Source organism: Rhizobium sp. R693 (assembly GCF_002211315.1).
In the GTDB taxonomy this organism is placed as follows: Bacteria; Pseudomonadota; Alphaproteobacteria; order Rhizobiales; family Rhizobiaceae; genus Rhizobium.
Genome location: NZ_LOKY01000001.1, coordinates 122,154 through 147,251 on the forward strand (window position 1 = coordinate 122,154; position 25,098 = coordinate 147,251).

The 25,098-nt window shown below is 58.8% G+C and carries 21 protein-coding genes; 3 read left to right on the forward strand and 18 right to left on the reverse strand.

Annotated elements, in window-relative coordinates:
• Positions 1–80: 80 nt before the first annotated feature.
• From ATY79_RS00610 to ATY79_RS00665, 11 genes are all read right to left on the reverse strand, one after another.
• Positions 81–932 carry a carbohydrate ABC transporter permease gene (locus ATY79_RS00610; RefSeq protein WP_088702607.1) on the reverse strand — a complete coding sequence of 284 codons (852 nt, stop codon included), beginning with the start codon at positions 930–932 and terminating at the stop codon, positions 81–83.
• Entirely contained in the window at positions 929–1,864 is a 936-nt protein-coding gene (locus tag ATY79_RS00615) for a sugar ABC transporter permease (RefSeq protein WP_088702608.1), read from the reverse strand. The genes ATY79_RS00610 and ATY79_RS00615 overlap by 4 nt, the downstream gene beginning before the upstream one ends.
• Positions 1,857–2,957, reverse strand: coding sequence for a sn-glycerol-3-phosphate ABC transporter ATP-binding protein UgpC (gene ugpC, locus ATY79_RS00620; protein ID WP_088702609.1), 1,101 nt, complete (start codon positions 2,955–2,957; stop codon positions 1,857–1,859). The genes ATY79_RS00615 and ugpC overlap by 8 nt, the downstream gene beginning before the upstream one ends.
• A 239-nt stretch (positions 2,958–3,196) precedes the next feature.
• Positions 3,197–4,708 carry an alpha-N-arabinofuranosidase gene (locus ATY79_RS00625; protein ID WP_088702610.1) on the reverse strand — a complete coding sequence of 504 codons (1,512 nt, stop codon included), beginning with the start codon at positions 4,706–4,708 and terminating at the stop codon, positions 3,197–3,199.
• A 109-nt stretch (positions 4,709–4,817) separates the two neighbouring features.
• Positions 4,818–5,744, reverse strand: a complete 927-nt coding sequence (locus tag ATY79_RS00630; protein ID WP_088702611.1) for a helix-turn-helix domain-containing protein — start codon at positions 5,742–5,744, stop codon at positions 4,818–4,820.
• A gap of 273 nt (positions 5,745–6,017) precedes the next feature.
• Positions 6,018–7,403, reverse strand: a complete 1,386-nt coding sequence (locus ATY79_RS00640; RefSeq protein WP_088702613.1) for a diguanylate cyclase — start codon at positions 7,401–7,403, stop codon at positions 6,018–6,020.
• Positions 7,404–7,812: 409 nt separating this feature from the next.
• Entirely contained in the window at positions 7,813–8,574 is a 762-nt protein-coding gene (locus tag ATY79_RS00645) for an ABC transporter ATP-binding protein (RefSeq protein WP_189637948.1), read from the reverse strand.
• 7 nt (positions 8,575–8,581) lie between these two features.
• Positions 8,582–9,430, reverse strand: a complete 849-nt coding sequence (locus ATY79_RS00650) for an ABC transporter ATP-binding protein (RefSeq protein ID WP_088702615.1) — start codon at positions 9,428–9,430, stop codon at positions 8,582–8,584.
• Positions 9,423–10,334, reverse strand: a complete 912-nt coding sequence (locus ATY79_RS00655) for an ABC transporter permease (RefSeq protein WP_088702616.1) — start codon at positions 10,332–10,334, stop codon at positions 9,423–9,425. The genes ATY79_RS00650 and ATY79_RS00655 overlap by 8 nt, the downstream gene beginning before the upstream one ends.
• A gap of 4 nt (positions 10,335–10,338) precedes the next feature.
• Entirely contained in the window at positions 10,339–11,373 is a 1,035-nt protein-coding gene (locus ATY79_RS00660) for an ABC transporter permease (protein WP_088702994.1), read from the reverse strand.
• 51 nt (positions 11,374–11,424) lie between these two features.
• Positions 11,425–13,026 (reverse strand): ABC transporter substrate-binding protein, encoded by a 1,602-nt coding sequence (locus ATY79_RS00665; RefSeq protein WP_088702617.1) that lies wholly within the window; start codon positions 13,024–13,026, stop codon positions 11,425–11,427.
• Between the two features lie 120 nt (positions 13,027–13,146).
• Between ATY79_RS00665 and ATY79_RS00670 the strand changes: the two genes are divergently transcribed.
• The 3 genes from ATY79_RS00670 to ATY79_RS00680 are packed head-to-tail and all read left to right on the forward strand — an operon-like array spanning position 13,147 to position 15,929.
• On the forward strand, positions 13,147–13,857 hold the full coding sequence (locus ATY79_RS00670; protein WP_088702618.1) for a GntR family transcriptional regulator: 711 nt from the start codon (positions 13,147–13,149) through the stop codon (positions 13,855–13,857).
• 13 nt (positions 13,858–13,870) lie between these two features.
• A complete protein-coding gene (locus ATY79_RS00675) occupies positions 13,871–14,779 on the forward strand; it encodes a dihydrodipicolinate synthase family protein (protein WP_088702995.1) in 909 nt (302 codons plus the stop codon).
• A 10-nt stretch (positions 14,780–14,789) separates the two neighbouring features.
• Entirely contained in the window at positions 14,790–15,929 is a 1,140-nt protein-coding gene (locus tag ATY79_RS00680) for a mandelate racemase/muconate lactonizing enzyme family protein (RefSeq protein WP_088702619.1), read from the forward strand.
• Positions 15,930–16,148: 219 nt separating this feature from the next.
• Here ATY79_RS00680 and ATY79_RS00685 read toward each other — a convergent pair whose 3' ends face one another.
• The 7 genes from ATY79_RS00685 to ATY79_RS00715 all read right to left on the reverse strand — a co-directional run bounded on the left by ATY79_RS00685 (position 16,149) and on the right by ATY79_RS00715 (position 25,023).
• The gene (locus tag ATY79_RS00685; protein ID WP_088702620.1) at positions 16,149–16,484 is read right to left on the reverse strand and encodes a hypothetical protein; all 336 of its coding nucleotides are present in this window, start codon (positions 16,482–16,484) and stop codon (positions 16,149–16,151) included.
• 142 nt (positions 16,485–16,626) lie between these two features.
• A complete protein-coding gene (locus ATY79_RS00690; protein ID WP_088702621.1) occupies positions 16,627–17,553 on the reverse strand; it encodes a cation transporter in 927 nt (308 codons plus the stop codon).
• Between the two features lie 618 nt (positions 17,554–18,171).
• Positions 18,172–19,491 (reverse strand): TadE/TadG family type IV pilus assembly protein, encoded by a 1,320-nt coding sequence (locus ATY79_RS00695; protein WP_088702622.1) that lies wholly within the window; start codon positions 19,489–19,491, stop codon positions 18,172–18,174.
• Between the two features lie 319 nt (positions 19,492–19,810).
• Positions 19,811–21,181, reverse strand: coding sequence for an alpha-glucosidase/alpha-galactosidase (locus ATY79_RS00700; protein ID WP_088702623.1), 1,371 nt, complete (start codon positions 21,179–21,181; stop codon positions 19,811–19,813).
• 21 nt (positions 21,182–21,202) lie between these two features.
• Positions 21,203–22,870 (reverse strand): ABC transporter ATP-binding protein, encoded by a 1,668-nt coding sequence (locus tag ATY79_RS00705; RefSeq protein ID WP_088702996.1) that lies wholly within the window; start codon positions 22,868–22,870, stop codon positions 21,203–21,205.
• A 10-nt stretch (positions 22,871–22,880) separates the two neighbouring features.
• Positions 22,881–24,014, reverse strand: a complete 1,134-nt coding sequence (locus ATY79_RS00710) for an ABC transporter permease (protein ID WP_088702624.1) — start codon at positions 24,012–24,014, stop codon at positions 22,881–22,883.
• Position 24,015: 1 nt separating this feature from the next.
• Positions 24,016–25,023: an ABC transporter permease gene (locus ATY79_RS00715; RefSeq protein ID WP_088702625.1), complete on the reverse strand. Its 1,008-nt coding sequence runs from the start codon at positions 25,021–25,023 to the stop codon at positions 24,016–24,018.
• Positions 25,024–25,098 lie beyond the last annotated feature (75 nt).

Below are 25,098 nucleotides of genomic sequence, written 5' to 3' on the forward strand. Positions count from 1 at the left end.
CTCCTCCTCATCGGGTCTTCGACCCTTGGCTTCAAGCCCCCTCCCCGGGAGCGGGTTGCAACGTTACCGATGGCGACGTGTCAGCGCACGGCGGCGCCAGACACTGCCGTCACGATGTATTTCTGGAAGAACAGGTAAAGAATGAGGATCGGGGCACCGGCGAAGACCGCCTGCGACATCAGAAAGCCGAGGCCCTCCGACTGCGCAAAGTTGGTCTGCGACGAGGCAATTCCGATCGTCAGCGTATACATTTCCTTCTTGGTGCCGGAAATCAGCGGCCAGAGGTAGTCGTTCCAGGCACCAAGGAAGGTGAAGATGCCGAGCGTCGCCTGCGCGGGAACCGTCAACGGCAAGAGCACCTTCCAGAAGATCTTGAACCGGCTGGCGTTGTCCAAAAGCGCTGCCTCGTCAAGTTCCTTCGGGATGGCCCGGAAATACTGCGTCATCAGGAACACGCCGAAGGGTGCCGACAATCCCGGCAGGATCAGACCGTGATAGGTGTTGTGAAACTTCAACCAGCTGAAAATCTGATGACGAGCGATAAGGACCGCCTGCTCGGGGATCGCAAGTCCGAGCAAGACAATGATGAAGAGCGTGTTGCGGAACGGAAAGTTCAGTCGTGCGAAGCCATAGCCTGCAAGTGACGATAAGATCAACGTGAAGATCGTCAGGCCGCCGGCAACGATGATGCTGTTCAAGATCCAGCGGAACACCGAGGAGGTCGCCAGGATATTGATATAGTTGTTGATCGTGTAAGGCGCACGGAAGACGGAATTCATGTCCGCCATCAGCTCCTTGTTGTCCTTGATGGACAGCCCGATCACCCACAGCACCGGCGCCATCATGATCAGCGCGCAGACAAGTGCCAGGAGCAAAATCACGCGATCGCCGGTCGAGCGGCCGACCATGCTTCCACCGGATAAAGCGCTCATCCTTCTTCTCCTTTGCGGCGCGAGATGAAGTACTGCGCCATCGCAGCAATCAGGATCAGTATGAAGAGGATTTCAGAGGCGGCAGCACCGAGACCGAGGTCCCACTGCCTGAATGCAGCTTCGTAGATGTAAAGCACGATCGGCTTCGACACGTTGTTCGGGCCACCGAGCGTCATCAGCTTTGCCTGACCAAAGAGCTGAAACTGCAGCACCACCTGGATGATCAGCACGAGCACGAAAGTTCGTTTAATCGAAGGGAGCGTGATGTACCAGAGTGTTCGCCAGCGGCTGGCATTGTCGAGGGCCGCTGCTTCATAGATTTCGCCCGGCACCTGTTGCAATGCCGAGAGAAAGAGCATCATTGGCAGGCCGATACACCACCAAACGGTCGCAATGGCGATACCGACCATGGCGAGGTTCGGGTCGGAGAGAAAGGCCGGCGCAGGCACGCCGAACCAGCCGTAGATGGTGGCAAGCAGGCCGAAATTGCCGATGAAGACGATGCGCCAGATCAATGTGACAATCGTCACCGACAGGACGGAGGACGAGAAGTAGACGGCCCGCAGCGCGGCTGCCATTTTCGTCTTTCGATTGAGCGCGAGCGCCAAAAGCAGACCCAAGATCGCCAGTGTGGGCACTGTCAAAAGCACGAAGTAGAACGTATTGCCGACGGCCTGGATGAAGACCTTGTCGTTAAACAGCCTGGTGTAATTGCCGAGGCCAACAAAACGGCCCGTCCCAAATGCGTCGGCCTTGTGAAGGCTGAGCCAGATGCCCCAGAACAGCGGCACGACAAGCAGGGTCACGAAAAAGAAGAGGTAAGGCGCGACGAAAAGAGCATTTCGCCAGAGTGGCGCATTGATGTTCTTAACCTTTTGCCTTGCAGGGGCGTGGGCCGCAGATCCGGCTGATGACAGCGTCGCCTCAGCCATGACCTGCATCCTCATTGTGCCAGGCGTGGCCGGCATCGTCGAAGAGGTGCGTGCGGGTGCCGTCGAGGTTAAGAGCCACCTCGTCGCCGATTGCAACGCGGCTGCTGCCGATATCCTCGGCAACAATGACGCTGCCATCCTTGAGACGGGTATACAGAAGCGTGCGGTCGCCGAGGCGTTCCAGCACATCCACTTTGCCTGTGGTCGTTGCAGCAACGCCGCTAGCAAGCTTGACCGCCTCGGCACGGATGCCGAGAGAGAGTTCGCCGGCCTTAACCCCGTTCGCCCGGATCGTGGTCTGCAATTTTGTTCCGTCCGGCAGCTTTGCGTGCAGAAAGCCACTTTCTTCCGCCACACTGACGTTGAGGAAGTTCATGGTCGGCGAGCCGACGAAGGTGGCGACGAAACGGCTTGCCGGACGGGAATAGATCTCCATCGGCGTTCCGATCTGCTCGATCTTGCGATTGTTCATCACGACGATGCGATCGGCCAGCGTCATGGCCTCGATCTGATCGTGCGTTACGAAGATCATTGTCGATCTGACCCGGTGGCGCAGCTGTGCGAGCTCGACACGGGTGCGAACGCGCAGCGCCGCATCGAGGTTCGACAACGGCTCGTCGAACAGGAAGGCCTTCGGCTCCTTGACGATCGCGCGGCCAATGGCGACGCGCTGGCGCTGTCCGCCGGAAAGCTGGCCCGGCTTGCGCTCCAAGAGATGGCCGATCTCGAGCATGCGAGCCGCCTCGGCAATGCGTGCGGAGATCAGATCGGCAGAAACGTTGATGTTGCGCAGTCCGAAGGCCATGTTGTCGGCCACTGTCATATGCGGATAAAGCGCATAGGACTGGAACACCATGGCGATGTCGCGCTGGCCGGGCGGAAGCGTGTCGATGCGTTCGCCATTGATCGAAATCGTCCCGTCGTCGACGCTTTCAAGGCCCGCGATCATGCGAAGAAGCGTAGACTTGCCGCAGCCGGAAGGACCCAGGAAGACCATGAACTCGTTCGCCTTGATCGACAACGACAGCCCGTCAAGGACGGTCATGGAACCATAGCGCTTGGTGACATTCTGGATTTCGATATTGGCGGTCATCCGACAGCTCCTGGATTGCGGTCAGAACCCGAAATGCCGATATGGACACGCAAATGGCATGTTCCCACCAAGAAAGCGTCCACGAGTGGAGCCCCCTCAGTCAGTGATGGTGCCAAAACAGAAGCGCTCGCTCCCATCTTTTCCTCCCAGTGGCACGTCAAGACCGGTGCGCTGACGTTAAATCATACAATTGCTTTGTCAACATATCGTTTGATATGTATCAGAAAACAGGATTTTGATTACGCTTGCAAACGGATCATCCGATAAGAGAGCGGCGCGATCTTTGCGCTGAGCTTGCCGTCGACGAAGCTTGAACCGGTGACAGCCCTCGGCACGACATTGTCAGGCTTGTCGGCGGTGTTCGTGATGTTGAGATCGTTGTGGGCGATGACCTGATCATCGATAACCCGCAACGCACCGAATTCGAGCAGGCCCGCATCGAGATCGAGCGTCTCGGTGACATGGCGGTTGACGATAAAGAAGGTCACGGTCTTTTTGTCGGCATCATGAACCGCAGACACGTCGAGGTAGGGAACGCAGCCAAGGCCGTCGACCTTGTAGGTCGGGCTGTCGACCATCAGCTTGAGCGCCGTTCCGCGTCCGTACACAGAGGCGAAATAATAGGGATAGAAGATCGTCTGGCGCCATGCCGGACCACCCGGGACCGTCATGATCGGGGCGATGACGTTGATGAGCTGCGCCAGGCAGGCAATCTTGACCACATCCGCCCGATTGATGAAGGTGTTGAGAATGCAGCCAACCTGCAGCACGTCTTCGAAGTTGTAGTCATCCTCCAAAAGTGCGGGGGCATGCGGCCAACCGTTCGCGCCGGCAAGCGTTGCCTTGTCGCGTTCCTTGGAGTGGTACCAGACATTCCATTCGTCGAACGAGATGTAGACGTTTTTCGATGAGCGCTTCTTCGCCTTGACGTAGTCGATCACGCCGGCGACCGTGCCGATGTAATTGTCGAGTTCGATACTGCGGGCGAGATAGTTGGCGGTGTTCTTGGCGCGATTTTCAAAGTACATGTGCAACGAGATGTAGTCGACCTCGTTGTAGGTGTGGTCGAGCACCGTCGCTTCCCATTGCGGGTAGGTCGGCATGTGCGCGTTTGACGAACCGCAGACGACAAGCTCGAGCGAGCTGTCGAAGGCGCGCATCGCCTTGGCGGTCTCATGCGCCAGCCGGCCATACTCGTCCGCCGTCTTGTGGCCGATTTGCCAGGGGCCGTCCATCTCGTTGCCGAGGCACCAGAGCTTGACATTCCAGGGCTCGCTGCGGCCATTGGCAATGCGCTTGTCGCTCCACTCGCTGCCGCCGGAATGATTGACGTATTCAAGGAAGTTACGCGCTTCATCAAGACCGCGCGAACCGAGGTTGACGGCAAGCATCATCTCGGTGCTTGCCAAGGCGCACCAATCGGCAAACTCATGGATGCCGACCTGATTGCTCTCGGAGGTATGCCAGGCAAGATCGAGGCGCGTCGGGCGACTTTCCTTCGGGCCAATGCCGTCTTCCCAATTGTAGGCAGACACGAAATTCCCACCCGGGTAGCGCACGATCGGAACATTCAGTTCCTTGACGAGGTCGATGACATCCTTGCGCATGCCGTTTTCGTCAGCGCGCGCATGACCAGGCTCATAGATACCGGTATAGACAGCACGGCCGAGGTGCTCGATGAACGAGCCATACAGGCGCGGATCGATGTCCGAGATCGTATATTTGCTATGCGCTGTAACCGCGGCCTTCATGCTGTCGTCCTCCACTATATCGTCTTTTGTGATTTGTATCACAATTTGAGATCAATAAAGCGGAAGCACGAGACCTGGTCAAGCGTAAAATTCAGAAATCCGAATAGACTCACCGAGTCTTCAGTCGCAGCAGAATGTCCTGATCGTAGTTGCCGAAGCCGCGACCAAAGATGTTGATGCCGCCAGGGTGTTTGGCGTCGTCGCGCACACCGATGCGCAGGCGTACCGAATGGTGTTCATCCAGCTTCAGATCGGCAAGCGTGACATCGGAAATGCGCAATCCATCGACGAAGGCGCCATCATCATTGATGCGGAAGTTCTTCAATTTGCCGTACTGCGAGCCCTTCAGCTTCCACCAGTCTGGCGTGAAAACCCCACGTTTGTCGCCGAAATCACCCGGAGACGTCCAGGTTCCGATATCGGCGCCGTTGACCGTGAGGGTGATGTCGGAGGGCCAGTCGGCGCTGGTGCCAGGAACCTCGGAGCTTAACTCCATGACGAATTCGATCTCGCGAATGCTGGTATTCGTCAGTCGCGCATTGTTGGGAAACTGATATTCGACGTGGCCTCGCGTGAACCAAATGAGCCCCGCTTTCATGCGATCCGGATCGAGGAAGGTATTGGGAACGTCGAGCAGCCCGATGATACCGTCGGCGGAACACAGCCCACAAGGTGCCGTCACTTCGAAACCGGTATAGAGCCCAAGCGGCATCGACACCTCGATCGCGTCCGGTTCGGTTTCCTTGATTTCATTCTTGAAGACGACGAGAATCTCGTCATAGACGCTGCGGCAGACCTTCTGGTTGCCCTTGCGTGCCTTCTGCGTCTCGGTGCGGATCAGCCCAGCCTCTTCCAGCATCTGGACGTTGGTGGAGACGCTCGACTGCGGCAGGTCAAGGATATCAGCGATTTCGTTGACGTTCAGCGCCCCCTTCTCGTGCAGGAGTTTCAGCACGGCGACGCGAGCCGGCGATGCGAGCCCCTTGAGGATGGGCATGCCCTCTTCGGGGTCGACGACAAGAAAATTGCGGCTCATGGGGCTCCGATCTGCGACAACGTCATCCCTGTTCTATATCAGAAAATATGATGTTATCAATCGGGCGATCAGCATTGGTCGATGAGAGCGATTGGCGAGCGGCCGCGGCGAAGACGACCGAACTATGGCTACTCTGCACAGGCGTGCGCGTTCCGTCCGCAAGGTTTTCGCGCGCCTCCCCGCGGCTCGGGACGGCGCGGCGGTTCAAGGCACGAATAGACTGGCTGACATGTTCGTAGAGGCCCTCATGCGGAACTGGGAACGCAAACAGCCTTAGCCGACGACCTGAAGGGCCTTGTCGGAGTGAAACCGTGCTGTTCCTTTGCCGCTGGATTTGGCCAGGTAGAGCGCCTGATCGGCCTTCTGCAGGAGAGCGGCACTTTCCTGCCCATCGGTGGGCGAGACTGCGATGCCGATGCTGACACCGATTTCGACGACCGTGTCGGCGACCCTGTAAGGGGAGCGCAAGGTCTCGATGATCCTGCTTGCACGTGTCCGCAACTCGTTCTCGTTGGTCAGCCCAGGCATCACCACGACAAATTCATCGCCGCCGAGACGGGCTGCTGTGTCCTGCTCACGAAGGAGCGACCGCAGCCGCTCCGCGACCTGACAGAGAAGCGCATCGCCGGCCGCATGGCCGTGCCCGTCATTGACCGCCTTGAAGCCATCCAGATCGAGATACATGAGGGCCACGCCCGGCTTGCGGCTTTTCAGATGGCCGACGAGGCGATCGAGGCGATCAAGCAGCAACAGGCGATTGGGCAAGCCTGTGAGTGCGTCGCGCATGGCGCGAGCCTCGCTGCTGCGGATCAGCCGGGCAGCCTCTCCCGAATAGCGAAGCACGAATATCGACAGGGCCAAGAAGGCAGACAGAATGACGACAAGAACCGGCCCGGCCGTTTGCAAAAGCTGATCACCAGGACGCACAGGATCCCACGCCAGATAACGGGCCGTTGCCCGTATCTCGTCCGAAATGCGTATCCGCGCCCGAGGATCAACACTCCCGTCATCGATATCAACCAATCTCAGATTGGGCAGCAGATATGTGTGGCCAAGCTCGGCCAGGCGGGCTCCGTTCAAGACGTCGACGAAGACGATCAGATAGCCGGTATCCTGGGAGCGTGCCTTGTCATCGAAGGGGCGCAAGGGCGCTACCGCCACCATTGCGAGTTCGTTTCCCGCAGTTACCAGGCCAGATGTCGAACTGACGTGATCGCCGGCACGATTGCGGGCAAGTATTTCGTTGAAGCCGTTGGAAAGAAGCGAGCGGGCATCCACCGTTGCGCCTTTGCCATCGACATAAGAGTAGACAGTACGATTTTCCGGGTCCAGGACAAATGACATGGCGAGGCCGTAATTCTGCGCGCCGGCCTGGCCGATATTGCCGTCGACCCAGGAAAAATCGAAGCGATCGATGATCGCCTCTACGGCCTCATCCCAATGACCGTAGTCTGCCGCTCCCTTGGCAAGGGCTTCGCCATGGACGTCAACTGCAGCGCGCGCCAATCGCGCCTGTTCGCCAATCGCGGTTTTCGTCTGATAGTCCGCGAGCCAGATCAAGCCGCCAGCCGAACCAACGAGCAGCAACGTGACCAGCAGGGCAAGCGGCAGAATGACCTTGAAGAAGAATTGCCGGGTGGTATCGATTTGTCGGGGCATGTTTCTCAACGAACAGCATTTCTTGCGCGGAATGGCGCCGAGCAATCAAAAAAATCCGGCGCTCTTGGCTTGGGTGACCGTCCGCCTCTGCAGATGACCTATGCACGCGCTTAATTTAGAAGTCATGAAGAAAGAGTTTCGGTTTCGATCTTTCCTGGATCAATTTCGATGAGATTGGCGCCGACTATCGGTCAACATTGCTTCAGGGGCGCTCCAAATGCCATCGACGACGGCAAGATGGGTGCAGCTCAGCGGCTGCCTTGATCGGCGGCCCGAGCGTCTGCGCCTCTATGACGCATTCTTGTCGATGCTTTGCCAGCAGCCACAGATAAACCATAGAAGGCTGCCCCTTCCCGTTCAGTCACCGCGCGTGAAACACCTCAATCCTTCGCCAGGTGCAAAGCTCGCTCTATCTGCCTTTGCGGGTTGGGACATATCCGCGACTGCCATCGAGCAATGTCTGCGTGTATTTGTGGGCGACCTTGCCGGCGAGCAGCTGCTCGCGCGTCGCGATCTCGACGAACACGCCATCTTGCATGACGGCAACACGATTGCACAGGTGAGCGACAACCGCCATGTCGTGACTGACGAGGATGTAGGTCAGATTTTCCCTTTCGCGCAAGTCTTTCAACAGATTGAGGATCTCGGCCTGAATCGACACGTCGAGCGCCGACGTCGGTTCATCGAGAAGGAGGATGCGGGGCTTGAGGATCAATGCCCGTGCAATCGCGACGCGCTGGCGTTGTCCACCCGACAGCTGGTGCGGAAATCGGTGGCGAAAGCGGGCCGGCAGACCGACATCGCGCAGGACCGCCTCTACCCGCTCCTGGCGCTGGTCGTGGCCGTGGATTTCCAGCGGTTCAAGCAGGGTGCGGCCAACGGTATGACGCGGATGGAGCGAGCCGAATGGGTCCTGGAACACCATCTGCTGTTTTGCGAGCTGCTGGCGCGATCGCTTCTTAACGATCGCCTCTCCGTCAATTTCGAACGCGCCGGTCCAATTCTTCACTCTGCCGGCAAGGGCCCCGAGAACGGTGGACTTGCCACAGCCGCTCTCGCCGACAAGACCGAATGTCTCGCCTGGATTCACATTGAAGGAAATGCCTTTGACGACATGCTTGACCGCGCGACCACTACTGAACGAAACGGCAAGATTGCTGACGGATATCATGGTCATCTCATGCCTCCGCCCAGCTTGCGTCGCGTCGCAGCACTTGAAGCCTGTCCTTCGGGTGATCGAGGCTTGGCAGCGCTTCCAGGAGGCCACGCGTATAGGGATGCTTCGCCGCTTCGAGACAAGAGGCGTCCAGCGTTTCCACGATACGCCCTGCATACATGATGATCACGCGATCGCAGAAGCTCTTTACCAGATTCAGATCGTGTGAGATGAAGATCAGGCCAATGTCGCGCTCGACGATCAGGTCGTCGAGAATGGTCAGCACCTGTTGACGGACGGTTACATCAAGCGCCGAGGTCGGTTCATCGGCGATGATAAGTGACGGCGCTGAGATCAGCATCATCGAAATCATGATACGCTGGCCCATGCCGCCCGATACTTCGTGCGGATAAAGATCAAAGACACGCTCCGGATCACGAATATTGACCCGCTCGAGCATGGCAAGCGTACGCTGGCGGGCTTCGCGCCGCCCGATGCGCTCATGCAGAATGACGGTCTCTGAGATCTGCTCGCCAACCGTCATCACCGGGTTGAGGGAATATTTCGGATCCTGGAGGATCATCGAAATGCGGCGACCCCGGATCGCACGCATCTCGGCTTCGCTGGCTGCGAGCAGATCCACCTTTTCGAAACGCAACTCATCAGCCACAAGGCGGGCATTGGCAGGCTGGAGGCGCATGATCGCACGTCCGGTGGTGCTCTTGCCGGACCCGGATTCGCCGATGATGCCGACTTTTTCGCGTCCGACGTCGAAGGAGATATTTTTCACCGCCGTCACGACGCCCGACAAGGTCGGAAACTGGACCGACAGGTTCTTGACCGAAAGAATCGGCTGGAAAAGATCAGGCATTTCGGGGATCCATGATGTCGCGCAGTCCGTCGCCAAGCAGATTGAAGGCCAGACTGACAAGAAGAATTGCAATGCCCGGAACGGTCGTAAGCCACCAGGCGTCGAGGAGATATTGTCGACCGGATGCGGCCATGGCACCCCATTCGGGCATCGGCGGTTGCGCACCAAGGCCGAGAAATCCGAGACCTGCAGCCGTCAGGATGACGCTCGACATATTAAGCGTCAGGCGGATGATGATGGAAGGTGCGCACAGTGGCACGATATGGCGAAACAGGATGCGCCCCATGCCGGCGCCCTGCAGTTCGGCCGCGACGACGAAGTCGGCGGCGCGAAACGTCAGTGTCTCGGCGCGTGCAAGACGGGCGATCGGCGGCCACACGGTCAAGGCTATGGCAATGACGGCATTCTCGATGCCCGGCCCAAGGGCGGCCGAGAAGGCGAGCGCAAGCACCAGACTCGGGAAGGACAGGAAAATGTCGGTGATGCGCATAAGCACGACATCGACCCAGCCACCGAGATAGCCGGCTGTTGCACCGATCGCAAAACCGATCGGGGCGACGATGACGGTCACAAGGATGCTGATGTAAAGGGTGGTGCGCGCGCCGTATACGAGCCTCGAATAGACGTCGCGGCCGAACTCGTCCGTCCCGAACCAGTTGAGCGTCGACGGCGGCCTCAAGGCCATGCTCAGATCCTGCAGGATCGGGTCGTGATTTGCCAGCAGCGGCGCAAGGATCGCAATTGCGATCAAGGCAATGACGACCAGAAAGCCCGCGAAGGCAAGTGGATTGGCAATGAGGTTGAGCCAAAGCACATAGGCCTTGTGCAGACGCGCCTGGCGCAATGAGGAAAACTCCTCGTTGACCAGCCAGTCATGGAGATCGTTGAGATAGCGGACCGCCATGGTGTCACCTGGTTCTCGGATCGAGGAAGCGATAGGTCAGGTCCGACAAAAGGTTGATGGCGATCGATATGACGCCGATCAGAAGCACGCTGCCGAGAACTGCGTTCATGTCGGCAAAAAACAATGCCGATGTCAGGTATTGACCAAGTCCCGGCCAGGCGAAAACGGTCTCGATGAGAACGGTGCCGTCAAGCAGACCGCAGTACGCAAGGGCAATGATTGTCAAAAGCTGGACGCGGATGTTGCGGAAGGCATGCCGCCAGATGATGGCGCGCTGCCCGAGGCCCTTGGCCCTTGCCGTCAGCACATATTCCTGCCGCAACTGTTCGAGCATAAAACTGCGGCTCATGCGGCTGAGATAGGCCATGGCGGCGTAGCCGAGAATGAGCGCGGGCGCTGCCACATGCAAAAGCGCATCACGAAAAACCTCCCATTCCTTGGCAAGCATGGCGTCGACCAGGATCGAGTTCGTCGGCCCGTCCACCAATCCCTCGTTATAGACGTCGAGGCGGCCGCTGCCCGGGATGAGACCGAACTTCGCGTAGAAAACCAGAATGACAATCGTTCCCAACCAGAAGATCGGCGTCGAATGCCCAAGCAGCCCGACGACGCGCGCCAGGTGGTCAATCCAGCTCCCCTTCCTGACAGCTGAGACGATACCGAGGGGAATGCCAAGGCCCGCACCGATTATCGTTGCCAGCGTGGCGAGCTCCAGCGTTGCCGGAAAGACACGGGCAAGGTCGCTGGCGACCGGGTTCTTGGTAACGTGCGACTGGCCGAAATCTAGGTGAGCGACGTTTGTAAGATATGTGGCGAACTGGACATGGAGAGGCTGGTCCAGGCCCATCTGTTTGTAAACGCGCTGATAGGTCTCGTGGTCGGCCTGATCGCCGATCACAGCGATGACCGGGTCGGCGGGCACCATGCGCCCGACGACAAAGGTGATCAGCAAAAGCCCGAGAAGCGTGGTCAAGATGACGGCAAACGATGCCGTCACCTTTCGCACTGCTCCAAGCGCAGCCGAACCGCGGCTCGGCATGGTTGCGGTTGTCTTTGCGATACTCACGTCATGCTCCTTAAGAGATCCGGTCTACTCTCCCTTGGAGACCGTGTCCCAACGTGTCAGCCATGTTGAATGGCCAACGTAGCCCTTGATCTCCTTGCGGACGGCCTTTGCATCGGTGCGCTGGAAGGAGGTCACGAGAGCCGGAGAGGCCTTCAGATAGGCCTCGTTGATCTTTGCATAGAGATCGGAACGTTTCTGCTGGTCGGTCTCGTGAGCCGCTGCAGTCACCATATCCTGGATCTCCTTCGGAACGTCCCAGGCACTGCGCCAGGCGATCAGGCCGCTCAACTTCGCATCGTCGGCGTTATTGGGGTTGGTCGCATAGGAGGCCAAGACCGCGTGCGGATCGGGGAGACGCTCGCCGGTGCGGGCGGAAAAGATTTCGAACTCGCGGTTACGAAACTTGCCGATATGGTCGCCCCCTTGCAGGTCAAGCTTGATACCGGCTTTGGCGGCATTGGCCTGAAGCGACTGGGCCACTTCATATTCCGGTGTCACCGGTGTCGCATAGTAGACTTTGGAAAATCCGTTCGCATAGCCGGCTTCGGCAAGCAACTGTTTTGCCTTGTCGATATCAAGCTTGTAGGGAGCCGTATGGCTGGCGCCTGGCAGGCCAGCGGGGACAATGGTCTGCTGCTCAATACCGTAGTATTTCATGACCGTGGCCGCGAGCCCATCATAGTCAATGAGATAGCGGAAGGCCTCGCGGACCTTCGGATTGGACAGGATCTCGTCCTTCTGGTTCAGCGCCAGATAGTAAAATCCGAAGCCCGGCGTCTTCTGGATATCAGCCTTGCCTCCCGCCTCGACGGCTGCGAGATCGGTCGACGAGAGACGCGTTGCCACATCGACGTCACCAGCTTCCAATTGGAGACGCTGGCCGGATGATTCCGGGATGTGGCGAAGGATAACGCGACGCATCTTCGCCGTGCCCTGCCAATAGTCCTTGAAAGCATCGGCAATGAGCAGATCGTTGACGCGCCACGTCCGCAGCGAATAAGGCCCCGACCCGGCATCCGCGGTCTGCAGGAACTCGCGGCCCATGTCACCGCTCTTGTCCTTCTCGGCGAGAAGCTTGCTGTCGAGAATGGACGTCGAAAAACTCGCCAGTGAATAGAAGATCAGGTTGGGGTTCCAGACCTCCGGTGTTTCCAAGACAAGGGTCGCGTCATCCGTCGCCTTGATCAGGCCATCGACATTCTTGTCGGTGAACCCCCACTGGCGCAGATCGACGGAAGGGGCAAGCCCGAGCTTGACCAGTCGCCGCAACGACCACTCGACATCCCTGGCGGTCAAAGGGTTTCCCGAGTGAAACGTCACACCCTTGCGAATCTTGAAGGTGAAGGTTTTGCCATCGGGCGAAACGGTCCAGCTTTCGGCAAGACCCGGCATCGGCCTGGTGATGTCGTGCGCGGGTAAGACAATGAGCCGCTCGTAGAGATTGGCGACAATTTCGGCAGCCTCCAGCTGGTTCAGTTCGTTCGGGTCCAAGCCACGCATGGACGACATGTTCATGGCAACAACCAGCTGATCCTTCGGCGTCGCCGCCTGTGCCGAGACCGGCATCGAAAGCGCTGCGGCCATGAGGGTCGAGATGATCAGGAAACTGCGTCTTTGAATGCCCATTCGTTCCTCCCTGGTGCACTTTCATCGCGTCGAACGCGAATTTTCATATCGACACCGATATGAAATCTGGTATATCAGATCTCACAAAACAATTTTGACGTCAACGGGGATTTTCGAGTGATGCAGAAAGATGCGCTTCCAGCATCGAGCGAGGACCGGATCGAGAGACTCGACCCGCGCTTCCTGACAACACTGCGCGATCACGTGCATCGCACTTTGCGGTCAGCTATTCTTTCGGGGCGCTTTTCGCCCAATGAACGCGTCAATGAGCGCCAGCTCGCAGACCAGCTGGGCGTCAGCACGACTCCGATCAAAGAGGCCCTGCGCCAGCTCGAAACCGAAGGTCTTGTCGAAACCCTCCCGCGCCGCGGGGTCCTCATCCGGTATAACTCTGGCTGGGCAGAAGAGATGATCCTTGCCCGCGCAGCACTGGAATCGATGATTGCGCACCTGGCCGCAAAGCGGATTTCCAGGGATGAGGCTGGTGGCATAGAAGCGACCATCGGCCTTATGACGGCGGCGACGAGAGCTGGATCGGCAGACGAGCTGATTGCGCTTAATGAGACGTTTCACGATCAGATCCACGTCTCGTCCAGATGCCAATACCTTGCGAGGATGATCGAGCGGCAGCAGTTCTATGACGCGAGTATTCGACGTGTCATTCATTCCGATCCGCAAGAGCGCGACAAGGCGCTTTCAGAACACATTGCGATCGCAGAGGCCATCATCTCCGGCAATAGCGACAAGGCCGAGCGCGTGATGCGCGACCATGTCGTGCGCTCGGGCGAGACTTACCTCAAAATCGTATTCAAGAAGAACGAGGACATCTGACGTGACCGAGGCAATGAACAAAATCCGCAAGGCTCTGACGGGCATTTCAGGTGTTCCCGTGACGCCCTATCAGAAGGACGGCAGGATCGATAGCGTCAAGCTCGCTGGCCTCATTGGCCGTCTTGCAGATGCCAAAGTTCACAATCTGATGGCTGCTGGAAACACCGGTGAATTCTTCACCCTGACGCTGGAAGAAATCCGCCAGGTTCACGCGACGACAATCAAGGCCGCCGGCGGCAAATCCCTTGTCAGCGCCGCCGTTGGTCGTTCGCTTGCCGATGCAAAGATGCTGGCGCGCGAAGCCATTGCCGACGGTGCCGATGCCATCATGGGCCATCATCCGATGGATCCGTTTGCCGGTCCAAGCTATCAGGCCAAGTACTTCCTGGAGCTTGCCGAAGCTTCAAGCGTTCCCGTCATAGCGTATGTACGAAGCGACACGTTTTCGGTTGCCGATTTCCGCAAGCTTGCGCTGCATGCAAACATTGCCGGCATCAAGTTCGCCTCCGGCAACCTCATGCTGCTGGCTGAGGTAATCCGTGCGACGAAGGACGCGGCGGCGATCTGGGTTTGCGGACTTGCTGAAGGCTGGGCGCCGGCGTTTTACGCCATGGGCGCACGTGGCTTTACCTCAGGCCTCGTCAACGTCTTTCCCGCGCGTTCGCACGCTATTCATCAAGCGCTGGAAGCGGGTGACTATGCCGGCGCCCGCACGCTTATTGATGACATCGCCGGTTTCGAGGCGATGCGCACGAAATATCTGAACGGCGCAAACGTGACAGTGGTGAAGGAGGCTCTCGGCATGCTTGGCAACGACGTCGGGCCGGTTCGCATCCCCGGCGTCGAAGCCCTGACGGAGGCAGAGCGCGGTGAACTCCAGGCAATCGTTGCACGCGTCAGCGAGCATAGCCGCGCAGCCTGAGGACAATCATATGTATATCACTGCCCTGAAGACCTACATGCAAAGGGTCGATGACCGCCCGCGCCTGCTGGTCAAGATCGAAACGAGCGAAGGCATCTCCGGTTGGGGAGAGGCTTACAATCACGGTCCGGATTGGGCCCTGCCACCCCTGCTCGACTATCTCTTCCATCAAATCGAGGGAGAAGACCCGCGCCGGGTAGAATTCCTGGTCCTCAAGCTGAACCAGCAATGCCGCTTTCCGCCTGGCGCGCTTGGCCTTGCTGCGATATCCGCGATCGATCATGCGCTATGGGACATTGCAGGAAAGGCAGCTGGCCTTCCCGTCTACATGCTGCTCGGCGGAAATGTTCGAGATCGCGTCCGTGTCTATTGCGGCGTCTACACTGCGCCCGACCCGGAAGCCGCACGCGACCAAACATTCAAGCTGAACGAGACCTACGGCTATACGGCTTTCAAGCTGAGCCCCTACCGGCGCGATCTTTTTACCGGCCGATGGGGCGAACTGGTCAGGGAAACCGGCGACTGGTTCGGCAAGATCCGTGACCTTACCCCGTCGCATTTCGAATTCGCATTCGACGCCCATGCAAAGATCTACGAGCCCTACCAGGCTGCCCAGCTCGCTGCAGCAATCGCCCCGTATGATCCGCTGTTCTACGAGGAGCCGATCAGGCCCGAACACATTCCGGCCTGGGCGGAGCTGAAATCGAAGGTGACGGTACCACTTGCAACGGGTGAATCACTTTACTCGCGCTTCGAGTTCCTGTCGCTCTTGAGCGCGCGTGGCGCCGACATCATCCAGCCTGATATCTGCGTCGTCGGCGGCGTCACTGAAATGCGCCGCATCGCCGCCATTGCGGAGGCACACTACGTGACGGTTGCGCCACATAATCCGATGGGGCCGCTGGCGACCGCCGTCAACGTTCATTTTTGCGCCGCGCAGCCGAACTTCAAAATTCTCGAATTCAAGCCGCATGAATTCGCGCCGTGGGCGAGCGATCCATATATGCCGGTTGACGGGCACATGGAGCTGAGACCCGACCGGCCAGGCTGGGGCCTCGAAATTGACGAAAAGGCCCTCGCCAAGGAAGATTACGTGCACTGGGAACGGAAGATCACGCGCAAGCCAGATGGCGCGACAGCCTACCCATAGGCAACGCTCCACCGCTTACAAGGCCTGACGTCAACCGACATGGCTGCGGGAGAGACCGAGCGAAACGTCCGGTCACCCATTCTTTTCGCACCACCCTCGCCGCATTCGTCGGCCAACGGGTCGCGCCTCGATGCAGTCAGCGGTCTGTGCGCCGATCAGATGGAGGTGACTGGGCGAATTCGCCGCCAAGCGCTGTGTGTTGAAAGCGCAGTGTTGAAGTCAGACGTAGGCGACCCGCTCGCCGAATTCGCTGTCGTCGTCAAAGTTCTTGGTTCCGATGCGATCGTCTTCACCAGAGAGCGTCGACTGCTGGCCGCCGCCCTGCTGGCCAGAGGCTGAATTCGAAGACTTTTCCAGCTTGGCCAATTTTGCCTCAAGCGTTGAAATGTCGCTTTGCAGACCTTGGGCTTCGCTCGGGTCCTTGGCGCCAGCAAGTTCGGCCTTTTTGCTGGCGATCTCTTGCTTGATGCTCGCTGCATCGTCCGACGAAGAGGAAGACGTTGATGTAGAAAGCAATGTCGTCGATGACGACGAATTCGAAATAGCGGTGACCATGCGACCCTTCTCCTAGGCAACTTGCGCCTATCTACGTCGCCCTGCGTTACCAGCAAGTAAAAAAGGGTACCAATTGGTACCGTTTTTTTGCGCGTGGCGATTGTTTGTCGTTGCGCCCAGGCAGTCGGAAGGGTGGAGGTGTCTACTCCGCCCATTCCACATCGGCGGTAAAGGCAATGGTGAGCCAGCGATTGGCACTCTCATCGCCAATCGCAGCTCCGATTTCGTCGCGCAACATATCCCATTCCTCGACCGTTTTTGGCGGCAAGCCCTCGGGAACGATGAAGTAGAGCTCGATCTGCGTTGCCCGGCCAACGCGCGCGACATAGGCGCGGTAGGACAGAAAACCAAGGCGGCGCACCGTCTGCGATGCAACGTCGTCGACATGGTCCTTCAGATCGACCGGCGCGATCAAGAGGATTTCCGTCAACGCCTTCCAGACAGTGCCGATTGGAAGCGGGATCATCACCAGGCTGACGAGAGCCAGGACGACTGGATCGACATAATTCGCGACCCAGGCAGCGGGCGTTGGCAAAACGGCAAGGCCGATGAGAAACGCAATCAGCAATGCGAGCGCGATCCCGCCGGACATGATCCACGTCGTGATATCGAGCGATATGAAGTTCGACTGGAGGCCGCGGTTCAGCTTGATGCCCATTCCGGCCATGGCTACACAGACGAGCAATGTCGCCGCGGAATAGGCGATCGCCACACCGAAATGCAGCTCGTGACCGCCGTTGAGGATATTGATGATCGCGTTGATCAGCGCATAGACAGCGACCGTCATGAGCAGACAGCCGTTGAGCATGAGCACGATCGGCTCCAGATGCCAGAAGCCCATGGTGAAGCGGTTGCGAATTCTGCCGGAGAGCGCATCGGTCTGCGCCGACCTGACGATCAGGCTTGAAACCCACAGCGCAAGCCCCGTCATTGCCGCGTCGGCCAGCGAATAGACACCGTCAAAGGCGATGGAAAACGAGCCCGACAATATGCCGAAAGCGACACCGAGCGCGGCAAGCACGACCGTGGCTGCGATCGAGACGCGTAAAAAACCCTGCTCGCTCCACATCCCGCATCTCTCCCCGAACCACGGCGCTGACCACGTTCATTCTATCGTTTCGGGACGGATCGGAAAGACGCCCTGGGGCCGTCCCCGACCTATGCGTTGACCCGAGTTTTGCTGCTGATCTTAAGGAGAGGCCCTGGCCCCTGGAGCCAGGCTCCGACGAGGCGTCCTCCTGGGAGGAACCTTATGAGAACGTCGCCGAGGCAAAAGCCTCGGACTTGCAGTCCTGCACCGCAATCGTCGTCGCGAGCATGGGAGGCTATCTTTCGCCGGAGGCCGTCGCCTCCCTCGCAATCTTGCGATCGTCATCTGGACGATAATCGGCGCTTTCCGATCTGGCTCTGTCTCACCTGCGTGCCTGTCGTCGGTGGGCCTTACGCCGAGCGCACCTCGCCTACGTCGCGATCGCTGGGGACGTTTCCTTCGGTGGAACTATCGAACCGGGATTGTATTTCATTGATCCTTTGCTAGCCGATATCACCGGCGTCGATCTCGATGCAAGCGCGTCGCCGCTTGTGCAATGACCCAAAACTTGAGGAGCGCGCCACACCTTTTATTTCCCGCTCCCGACGCTGCTGGCGTCAATCGAAAAGGCCGCCGTCCGTCACCGGTATCGCACCCTTACTGGACAAGCCGGATGGCGCCGGGACTGTTGATCTGATTATTGGCCAATTCCGACTTGCAATCCAGCTTGAACGTGCTGTTGCCGATCATGGTGATCTCCTGGGCGATGATGCGGACGCATTCGCCACCCGTCCCGCCATTGCCGGCGTACTGGACTTCTCCGGCCGCCGGCATGTAGATTATGCCGTTGAGATGCGAGTTGCTGTTCCCGTTGATGACCGCAGCAGTAGTGTTGCTCCGGTCGGCAACGATCGAGAACCCGGCCCATGCGCCCGATGTCGGAGCGGTGACGTTGAAGGTCGAGCCGCCATGGATGTCGATTGCGGCACCGTTCAGCAGGAAGAAGGTGACCTGATCGCCGGTGACGACCGACTGGCTTGCGAACTTCAAAGTGCCGCCGTCGATGATGTAATTGCCGGGCTGCAGCTTGACATTGCCCTTGATTTCAAGGCCAGCGTACGTTCCAGGCTTCAGCGTTACGGCATATCCTTCAGCGGGTTTGCTTGGCGTCTTGCCCGTGCCGTTGCAGTTACCGCCGCCGCCGCCACCGCCGACAAAGTTCTGTCCGCATCCGGACAGGTCGACCGCTTGTGCGGCTGTCGGCATAGTCTTGCGCTTGAACGGGTCGATGGCCACTGAGCTTCCTTCGTGCGCCTGGCCGCATCCAAGGGTCGTGCTGTTTGGCGAGGCAGAGACTTTGCCCGGCGTATAAAGACATTCCGCCTTTAAGGTTCCCGATCCGCCGACATAGATGGCCTCGTTGCTGCTTGAGTTTGCGGTGATCGTGCAGCCCGACGTATCAACCCTCGAACTGCCGCTAACCTCGAACGCGCGGTCAGCCGTCCGATTGAGCGCCAGGATGCAGGCTTCACCGCCCGTCTGGTAAGAGGCGCTGCTGTGGCGGGAGATTGGAAACGATAAGCGGGTCAGGAACACAGGCTGGTAGTCAAACGAATAGTCCGCCGCTGCCGTTATCTGCTGTCCCACCTCCGAGTAAAGGATATTCACAGACGGGGGCACGGCCGCGGCGGCTTGCCCGTTGCCTTGAGCGTGGTCCCAGTTACCGAAGAACGTATCGTTTGCCACCTGAGTGGCTTCCGTCTCGGTTTGGCCCTCGCCGTAAAGTCGCACTGCCCTGAGCGCGGCGCTGTCCAACGCCTCCTGCAGCTTGTCAGCCTCGAATCCGGCATTGGTGTAGTCGACTGCAACGGAGGCGGCCGCGAGCAACGGCACCATTGCCAGCGCAGTCAGAACTGCAAAGTTGCCGTCATTGTTGCGAAGGAATCGATGGGCATGCCGATTGAGAAATTCAAGCATCTTTGCGTCCCTAACCCGATAAAGCCACGGGGCACATTAATATATATCGATATAAAGATTGATTGCTTGAACCATTCGAATTCTACGTATCCTCGAATAGAGTCCACCCAAGGACATGGTCGAGACGCTTGTTGGCGTATCAACCATCAGCCTTCCCGCCTTCTCGCCAATGAGCCAACGACCTGCCGCCGGTACTGCGGGCTCACTTGCTTCTTGTTCACCGCGGGGGGCGGGAACCGCTCTTGCGGCAGCCGCGGCAGAAAAAAGTCCCGCGGCAATGCCGCGGGACTTCATGTGGCCGTGACCGGGAGAGAGATGGTCAGGCGGCCTGAACCTTGCGGCCGCTGCGCGCCCATGCCGGCAGCCAGTCGCCGTGGGCGGCGAGCAGATCGTCCACCATCGACCAGATCTGGTCGAGGTCGAGTTCTGCAGCCGTATGCGGATCCATCATCGCGGCATGGTAGATGTGCTCTCGATTTTCCGTCATCAAGGCCTGGACCGTTAGTTCCTGGACGTTGATGTTGGTGCGCATCAGCGCCGTCAGCTGGGGTGGCAAGTCACCGATGAAGGTCGGCTGGATGCCGGATGCGTCAACGAGGCAAGGCACCTCAGCAGCGCAATTATGGGGCAGCGATGTGATGCAGCCATTGTTGCGGACGTTGCCGTAGATCACCGAGGGTTCGCCCGTCCAGACCGAATTGATGATCGACGAGGCATATTCCTTCGACTGCTTGACCTCGATCTTGTCGGCCGAGCGATAGGCTTCCGCCTGCCCCTTCCAGCGCTCGATCTGCTCGATGCAGCGCTTCGGATATTCGTCGAGCGGGATACCGAACTTCTCGATCAGGTCGTCGCGACCTTCCTTGATGAAATAGGGCGTGTATTCGGCAAAATGCTCCGAGCTCTCGGTCACGAAATAGCCGAGGCGGGTCAGCATCTCGTAACGAACCTTGTTCGGGCAACGCGGATTCCAGCCAGGCTTCGGCGCACGGCCTTCGCGGTAGGCGCGCACCAGCTCCGGATAGAGATCCTTGTAGGAACCGTCGGCCTGGCGATGCTCGAACTTCAAATAAAACGCCATGTGATTGATGCCGGCAGAGCGGTAGCGGATGTCCTCGTAGGGAATGTCGAGGTCGTGAGCGAGTTCCATTGCGGTGCCCTGCACCGAGTGGCAAAGGCCGACCTGTTTGATTAAGGGATATTTTTCGGCGATCGCCCAGGTGTTGATCGCCATCGGGTTGACATATTGCAGCATGATCGCCTCGGGGCAGACGGCAAGCATGTCCTCGCAGATCTTCCAAAGATGCGGCACGGTGCGCAGGCCACGCATGATGCCGCCGACACCGAGCGTATCGGCAATCGTCTGGCGCAGGCCGAACTTCTTCGGGATTTCGAAGTCGGTAACCGTGCAGGGCTCGTAGCCGCCGATCTGGAAGGCAACGACGACGAAGTCGGCGCCATCAAGCGCCTTGCGCTGGTCGGAATAGATCTCTGCCTTCGCCTTGACCCCAAGCGTGGAGATCAGCTTGTTGACGACAATTGCGCTTTCTTCCAGGCGCTGCGGATTGATGTCCATCAAAGCGATGGTCGCACCTGACAGCGCCGGGCGCTGCAACACGTCACCGATGATGTTCTTCATGAAGACGGTGGAGCCTGCTCCGATAAATGTGATCTTGGGATTTCTTGCCATAATAACCTCCGGCATGTGCAATCAGGCTACCTCGAAAGCGGCTTTGACGAGCCGTTCGGTGTAGGCGGTCTTGGGATTGGTGAGAACATCGTTGACAGGCCCCTCTTCCATGATCTTGCCGTGCTGCATGACGATCACACGGTGGCAAAGGGCGCGCACGACCTTGAGATCATGCGAGATGAAGAGATAGCTGAGGCCACGTTCGTCCTGCAGCTTGCGCAGCAATTCGATGATCTGGGCCTGCACGGACAGATCAAGCGCTGACGTCGGCTCATCCAGCAGGATGAATTCAGGCTCGAGCGCAATTGCACGAGCGATCGCGATGCGCTGCCGCTGCCCCCCGGAAAACTCGTGCGGAAAGCGTGACAGGATATTGCCGGGCATACCGGCTGCTATGAGCGCCTCGCGAACCCGATCGAGCCGTTCTGCCCTGGTCGCGCCGAGCTGGTTGACGATCAATCCCTCCGCGATGATCTGGCCGATCGTCATGCGTGGGTTGAGCGACGAGAACGGGTCCTGAAAGACGACTTGCATGCGCGAACGCAGTGGCCGCATCTCGGCCCGCGATTTGCCATGGATCGGCAGCTTGTCGAAGAAGATCTCGCCTCCATCAGGGTCGTTCAGTCGAAGCAGGGCCTGTCCGAAGGTCGTCTTGCCGGATCCAGACTCACCGACAAGCCCGAGCGTTTCGTGACGGCGAAGCGTCAGGTTCAGGCTGTCGACAGCGACCAGTTCCTTCAGTTGCGGTCTAAAGAAGCTGCCGTGCCGCATCATGAACGAGACACGTATGTTGCGCGCATCGAGGATGACATCGGACCCTTCCGGCAACGGGTTGGCCTGGCCGCGCGGCTCCGAGCCGAGAAGATGCTTGGTGTAGGCGTGCTGTGGATTGGAAAACAGCTTTTCGGTGGTGTTGTGCTCGCGCATTTCACCATGCTGCATGACATAGACGTAGTCGGAAAACTTGCGCACGACCGTAAGATCGTGGGTGATGAGGATCACCGCCATGCGCAGTTGCGTCTGGAGGTTGCGAATGAGATTGAGGATCTGGGCCTGCACGGTCACGTCGAGCGCCGTCGTCGGCTCGTCCGCAATCAAGACGTCGGGATCGTTGGCAAGGGCCATGGCGATCATCACACGCTGGCGCTGTCCGCCCGACAGCTGATGTGGATACTGCATCAGGCGCGCTTCCGGATCGGGAATCTGAACGTGCTTCAAGAGCTCAAGGGCCCTCGCCTCGGCTTGGCTTCGGCTAATCTTGCGGTGGACGCGGATCGCCTCGACGATCTGGCTGCCGATGGTGTAGATCGGATTGAGCGAGCTCATCGGCTCCTGGAAGATCATCGAGATCCGGTCACCCCGCAGTTTGCGGCGCTGACGCTCCGAAAATGTCAGGATATTGTTGCCGTCATATTGGACGCTCGACTTGTCGGAGACGGTGGCACGTTTCGACAAAAGCCCCATGACCGTGCGGGCCGTCACGGATTTTCCGGAGCCGGATTCGCCAACGATGGCAATTGTTTCGCCACGGTAAAGCTGGAAGGAAATATCCTTTACCGCATCGACGATACCGTGCTCGACCTTGAATTTGACGCCGATATTGCGCGCGTCGATAACGGGTTTGTCCGAATGCGCCTCGTGGTCGTGACGAAGGGGCGGCGCGAAGGAATTGACGAGTGAGAGTACCATCTTCATCACCTCAATAGGGATCTACCGCATCGCGCAGACCATCGCCCAGCGCATTGAAGGCGAAGACGGTGACCAGCACGAAGCCGACGGGGGCAAGGATCCAGGGATAGGTCCCGATGACGGAGTAATTGGCGGTATCCTGCAGCATCAGGCCCCAGGAGATCAGCGGCGGCTTGACGGCGAAGCCGAGGAAGCCGAGGAACGATTCCAAAAGCACGACGCTCGGAATGTGCAGGGTGACCGCCACGATCACGTGGCTCATCACGTTCGGGAAGATGTGCTGAAAGATGATGCGCCGGTCAGTTGCGCCAACCGCCATGGCTGCACGCACATAGTCGATACGCGCGAGAGCCAATGTCTTTCCGCGGACCTCGCGTGACATCTGCGCCCAGCCGAGCGCTGACATAACGACAATGACGAAAGCCAAAAATACGTTCGTCGGCGCGGTAACGGGGATCAGGGACGTCAAAGCCAGGTAGAGCGGCAATTGCGGGAAGGCGAGGACAATCTCCACGAAGCGCTGAACCCAGGCATCGAACGTTCCACCGAAATAGCCGGAAACCATGCCGACCGTCGTGCCGACCATCGTAACGATAAAGACCACCGTCAGTGCGATCATCAGCGAGATGCGGGAGCCGATAATGGCGCGCGAGAGGATGTCACGGCCAAATTTGTCGGTTCCGAGGAAATGGACTGGCTGGCCGTCGACAGACCCGAAGAAGTGCCGATTGGCCGCAACGAGGCCGAGCAGTTTGTACTCTGCGCCCTTGACGAAGAAGCCGAGATAGCGCGGGTTGTCATAGTCCGGCCCGACAATCGGCTGGAAGGTCACGGGATCGAGTTCTGCGGATTCCCCCAACGCGTAGACGCGCGGCGGATAGGCGAAGTTCCCGTCTTTGTCGCGAAAGCTGATAACCTGCGGCGGGGCGAAACCGACATCGGTCGCCTTGGGGTCCATCGGCGCGAAGAAATCCGCAAAAACTGCCATGAGAAGCAGCAGACCTACGAGGACAAGACCCATCATGCCGGTCCACGAACGCCTCAGTCGGCGCCAGACGAGGGCAAGATAGCTTTCATTGCCATGCGGTGCGTTCTTGACAGATTCTTCGTGCGGCGGCGGAGGCGCGGAATCGAAGGCGAGCATATCAGGCTCCTGCGTACTGGCGGACACGCGGGTCCAGCATGGCAAGCAGCATATCGGCGATAATGTTGCCGACGATCAGCGTTGCCGAAAGGACCATCATGAAGGTGGCCGTGACATAGACATCGCCGATCGCCATGGAACCGACGATCGCCGGGCCGACGGTGGGCAATGAGAAGATGATCGCCGTCTCGATTTCGCCCGTCAGCATGTAGGGAAGCACGACGCCCTGGTACATGACCAGGGGGTGCAGCGCGTTCGGCACGGCATGACGCATGACGACCGCTGCGCCTGACAGCCCCTTGGCGCGAGCCGTTTCGACATATTGCGCGTTCAGCGTATCGAGCAGATTGCCGCGCATGACGCGCATGTTGTAGGCGAGGCCGCCGAAGGTGGCGATGGCAACGACCGGCCAGACATGGCTGACGAGGTCGACGAATTTTGCCCATGACCACGGCGCTCCACCAAACTGGGGCGAGAAGAAACTGCCGATTTCCGAGACGTTGAATTGGAAGACAAGCAGATAGACGATGATCAGGGCCATCAGGAAGCGCGGCACCGTCATGCCAAGGAAGGAGACGCCCGAAAGCAGGCTGTCGATCCAGCTATACTGACGGGTGGCCGCCCAGATTCCGAAGCCGATGCCGAGCACAGAAGCGAAGATGTGGCAGACCAAGGCCAGCGCCAGTGTGCGCGGCAGTCGCTCGGCCACCACGTCGGCGACCGGTTTGTTGTAGAACATGCTGTAGCCGAAATCGCCCTGGGTCACGATGCCTTTGATCCAGTTGAAATACTGGACGACCATCGGCTGATCGAGGCCATGGGCGATACGATAGGCCTGAGCCTGTTCGTCTGCCTGAGCAAAGGAGGCGCCGCTCTGATTGATCAGCTGCGAACGGATGTAGTCGGCATAGTCACCGGGCGGGGCCTGGATAATCGCGAAGGTCACGATGCTCAAAATGATGAGGACGGGGATCGCAGAGGCTATGCGCACGAGCAGGAAACGTAACATCGGACGGTTCGCTTCTCCTTGCCGCCAATCGCGCCTGTCGGTGCGGCCGGCTTGTTGATATTGCCCGGCCGCGCT